The sequence below is a fragment of the Crocosphaera sp. Alani8 genome (genome assembly GCF_038442745.1).
Classification (GTDB): domain Bacteria; phylum Cyanobacteriota; class Cyanobacteriia; order Cyanobacteriales; family Microcystaceae; genus Crocosphaera.
In genome coordinates, this window is the sequence record NZ_JARVCN010000246.1 from 1 (window position 1) to 4,857 (window position 4,857).

Below are 4,857 nucleotides of genomic sequence, written 5' to 3' on the forward strand. Positions count from 1 at the left end.
ATGCCAATTCCTTATTTTTTAGGTTTTGTTTTTTCTTCATGAATAATACAGGTTATATGAAGTGATCGCTGCTCACAAGAATTTGAGGTAGTTGCCTCGACTGGTTCTGTTTTGCGATCGGCTTCGCGGATCTCGCAGAGCCAGCTCGCTCCTCAGTTTTAAGCGGTGTAGCCGCACTCGCACAGCGAGACCCCATCCTCAGTAGTATATAAGTTCTCTATCCATCAACGGAAAATTTACAGGTGGTAATATTTAGGTATCAACCACTTGCCAAACTGAGCATAAAGGGCAGGAATTACGAGTAAAGTTAAAGCCGTAGAAGTAAATAAACCGCCCAACACTACAATGGCTAAAGGTTGCAGAATTTCATTACCTGCACCCGAAGCAACGGCTAACGGTAACATTCCTAAAGCAGAGGTTAAAGCGGTCATTAAAATGGCATTAACTCGGTCAAGAGAACCCTTAACAATGACATCTTGAAGGGTCATTCCTTGAGCAAATTTCTGGTTATAATTGTCCACCAATAATAAACCATTGCGGACAGCCACCCCAAACAACGTAATAAAACCAATTAAAGAAGCAATAGACATCACTCCACCACTAAAAATAATGGAAACAAAACCTCCCACTAAAGCTAAAGGTAAATTAATCATAATGGCGATGGTGGCAGGGAAAGATTTGACCGAGAAAAACATCAAAATAGTAATAATAATGGCTGCTAAAATACTGTATACCAAGAGATTATTTGTTGCATTTTGTTCTGCTTCAAACTGACCGCCATATTGAATAAAATAACCCTTCGGTAACTGTAGTTGTTGACGAATCGTTTTTTGAATATCTGCTACCACACTGCCTAAGTCCCTTTCAGCCACATTCGCAGACACTACAATTAATCGGGAAACATCTTCACGATTGACCACATTTGCCCCCATACCATACGCTACTTTAGCCACAGAACTTAAGGGAATCATCTCTCCTGTGGGGGTAGAAATAGGAATAGAAGCAATAGCATCTAAATTATTCCGTGCTGAAGGGTCTAAACCAACGGTAATATTAATTAATTGCTGATTATCAGGGATTTGAGCAACAACTTGACCATTTAATGCCGTTTCCACTACCTCAGAAATACTTTGCATGGTTAAGCCATAATTGGCCGCTGCCATGCGATCATAATGTATTTGCACTTGACGGATGGGTAATTGAGGTTCAAGCTGTAAATCAACAATCCCTTTAATGGGTTCAATGGCATCTCGTACCTGTTCCCCCACCTGACGCAGTTCAATTAAGTCAGGGCCAAAAATTTTAATAGCAATCGCACTTCTAACTCCTGATAACACTTCATCCATGCGATGGGAAATAAACCCCCCAATATTGGGAGCCACCCCAGGCAACTTTAAGAACGCTTCCCGTAGTTCTTTGACACTGGCTTCACGGTCTTTTAGAGCCAAATCACTCAATTCTATATCCACATGAGCCATACTGACTCCAGCCCCATCTGCATCCCCAGGCGCACGGCCGGCCCTTACTTGTACCCACTGATACAAAGGATTATCTTTGAGAGAGTTATAGAGTGCCATTCCTGCACGGTTGGTCATGTCCAAAGATACCCCAGGAAATAACACCATTGAATTGACCATTGATTTTTCTTGAAATTCTGGTAAAAAGACTCGTCCCAAACTAGGAACAATGGTAAAAGTAGCAATTAAAGCGGCCAAAGCGCAACAGAGAATAATTTTTGGCAATTTTAACGATAAATTAAGTAAAGGACGATAAAGCCTCATCACTAAGCGAGAGATGAAAGTCCCTTCTTGGGGTAAGGTTTGATTGGCTAATAAAATGGCACACAAAGCAGGAGAAAGGGTCATTGCTACTAAGGTAGAGGCAGCAATAGACAATAAATAAGCTAATCCCATCGGGGCAAAAATACGCCCTTCTACCCCCTTCAAACTAAAAATGGGGGCAAATACCACAACAATAATAACCGTGGAAAAAATGACCGCCAGTCTCACCTCAATGGAAGTATCATAAACCACTTGAAACGGATGTTTTGGGTTGTCCTGTGCTTGGTTTGTGCGGAGTCCCCGATAACAGTTTTCCATATCAACGATAGAATCATCCACCACCGAACCAATGGCTACCACTAACCCCCCTAAAGTCATAGTATTGATACCCAAACCAAAGGCTTTCATGAACAATAAACCGATGATTAAAGAGAGGGGAATGGCACTGAGGGTTATCATTGCGGTGCGCCAGTTCATCAAAAATAGCAACAGGATCACCGAAACAATAATGATCCCTTGAAGGAGAGAACCACTGACATTGCTAATGGCAGAATCAATAAAATTAGCTTGACGAAAGGTTCTGGCAATGTTTACATCGGACGGAAAAGTAGGCTTTAAACTAGCGATAACGGTTTCTACTGCTTTCGTGACTGTTGGGGTATCTACATCAGGCTGTTTATTGATCATCATTACCACCGCAGGTTGCCCGTTAAAACTACCATCTCCCCGTTTTAAGGCTGATCCTGTTTTCACTGTTGCCACGTCTTTGAGCAAGATGGGTTGACTGTTTTCCACTTTAACCACTGATGTTTGTAAGTCTTCAATGGTTTTGACTTGGCCGATACCACGAATTAATAATTCTTGACCCCCTCCAATGAGAAAACCTCCTGGTGCGTTGGAATTTGCCCCTTTTGCTGCTTCGGTGACTTCTGTGAGGGAAACATTAAGGGAGCGCAATTTTTGGGGATCAACTAAAACCTGTTCAAGTCGTTCATCCCCTCCATAAACCGTGACTTGAGAAACCCCTGGAACCGAGAGAATTTGATTACTGAGGGTTCCTTCTACCAAACGACGCAAAGCCATCATGGAGGTTTGTCCTTGGTCGTTGACAGTGAAGGCGTATTGTAAAATCGTTCCTAATGGAGAGACTAAGGGGGAAATTTCGGGAGGATGGGTATTTTCGGGAAATTGACCACTAATTTGTTGCAGTCGTTCTGTCACTGCTTGTCTGGCTTTGTAAATGTCCGCATTTTGGTCAAAAACCACTTGTACCATCGATAACCCGACTTTCGAGGAGGATCTCACTATTGTCACCCCTGGTAAGCCGTTAACTGTGCTTTCAATGGGGACAGTAATCTGTGCTTCTATTTCTTCTGGGGCCAGTCCTGGGGCTTCCGTTTGAATATCTACTTGTGGGGGAGCAAATTCGGGAAACACATCTAAGGGCATTTGGGTAATATTAAAAATGCCCCATAAAGTCATTAAAATTGCTCCAATAACAATTAACCATCGTTGGGTAATTGAGCTTTTTATAATCTGATTAAGAAGGGAATTCAGCATTGTTAAATTAATCAGTGAGCTTACAAAAAATCAGTCATCATGTAAACGAATGCTATATGTAGGGGCTTAATATTATTAAGCCCACACACTGTTTATCTTGTATTAGATCAGGAATTTTCCTTTTTGCCACCATTACCCATAACAGCCAAAGCACCACCGACTACGACGACAACTCCGCCACCAATAGCAGCCACTGTCATCAGAGGAAAACCCCCTGATTTTTCTTCTGTTGCTTGCTCAGACTCGTTAACCATATTCCCTGCACTATCATGACTATGGGGAATACCTTGAGCATCAGCTTCAGCGTGGGTTTGATCCGGTTGCGATGTTGTACTAGGGTCTGAGTTTGCCTCAGTTTCAGCCGTTTTGGTTTTGCGAGACTCAGCATATAAAGATAAACTACCTTGAGTCACCAATTGTTCCCCAACAGATAACCCATCAGTAATTGTAATTAAGTCCCCTTGGGTTTCCCCTGTGGTAACTTCTACAGGTTCATAAAAATTCTCATATTTAACAAAAACCAGTTGTTTTCCGTCCGCTTCGACTAAGGCTGTTACAGGAATCATTACCCCATTGGTTGCGCTTTGTTCAATGGGAGTAACCACAATACCCAACACTTGATCATTGTCTGGGTTAACTTTCACTCTTTCTATCCCACCCGTCGCTTGAAACTCGTCCCCATGGCCCACATGGGAAAGAACAACGGTAGCCACACCAAGGGTTAAACTAAGACTTAGAAGACTAATCAATGACAGAGATTTCATCATCATTCCTCACAAAAAGCAGGGGTAATCTAAAATTTCTAATAGTCTGTCATAGGGAAGGTGAAATTGAGGTGAAATCTCTTAAGGTTCTATGAAAGTGTAGATGAGTGTGAGCGTCTTGATTAACAACTGAGTATAAAAGAAGAAACTTGAGACTAAGATCAACTTTTCATTCAGCAACGCCTAAGTAACAGTGGCAATCTGGCTTTTCAATTGTAGATTGAGCGATCACATTTAATGCCGTTCCTGCTAATAATCCGCCCCCAAAAGTTCCTGAAATAGTAATAAAAGGTACGCCAGAATCCATTAGCAAGCGTTTAGCAGCAGGGGCATGACTAAAGCCAACGGGCATCCCAATAACTAAAGCAGGTTTTAATTGTCTATTGTTTATGGCTTGACAGATACCAACTAATATGGATGGAGCATAGCCGACGACTGCAATACAGCCAGGTTCTAGCTGGAGTAATTTTTCTTGCCAAGGTTTGCCATGCCAAAATTCTTGTTCGGCTTCGGCAGCACTGATAATGTGCGGATTATCGATTAAGGTATCGACACGACATCCGAGATGAGCAAGACGAGGATGATCTAAAATAGCAGTGAGTGCCTGAACATCTCCAATGATCTGACAGCCAGATTTTAGTCGGGAGCGAGCAGCAGCGATGGCCTGCTGACTAATTTTGAGAAAATGCACCAAACTTACATCTCCACAGGCTAGTACCAGTTGGGAAATTAAATCAACCTCAATTTCCGAT

General features: G+C 42.3%; 3 protein-coding genes. All 3 read right to left on the reverse strand.

The features are described from left to right. Positions 1-236: 236 nt before the first annotated feature. Positions 237-3,341: an efflux RND transporter permease subunit gene (locus tag P9B04_RS14430; RefSeq protein ID WP_342055684.1), complete on the reverse strand. Its 3,105-nt coding sequence runs from the start codon at positions 3,339-3,341 to the stop codon at positions 237-239. Positions 3,342-3,448: 107 nt separating this feature from the next. Next, on the reverse strand, positions 3,449-4,105 hold the full coding sequence (locus tag P9B04_RS14435) for a cobalt transporter (protein ID WP_342055686.1): 657 nt from the start codon (positions 4,103-4,105) through the stop codon (positions 3,449-3,451). Between the two features lie 169 nt (positions 4,106-4,274). Continuing rightward, on the reverse strand, positions 4,275-4,857 hold a 583-nt coding region (locus P9B04_RS14440; RefSeq protein ID WP_342055685.1), incomplete at its 5' end, for a precorrin-8X methylmutase.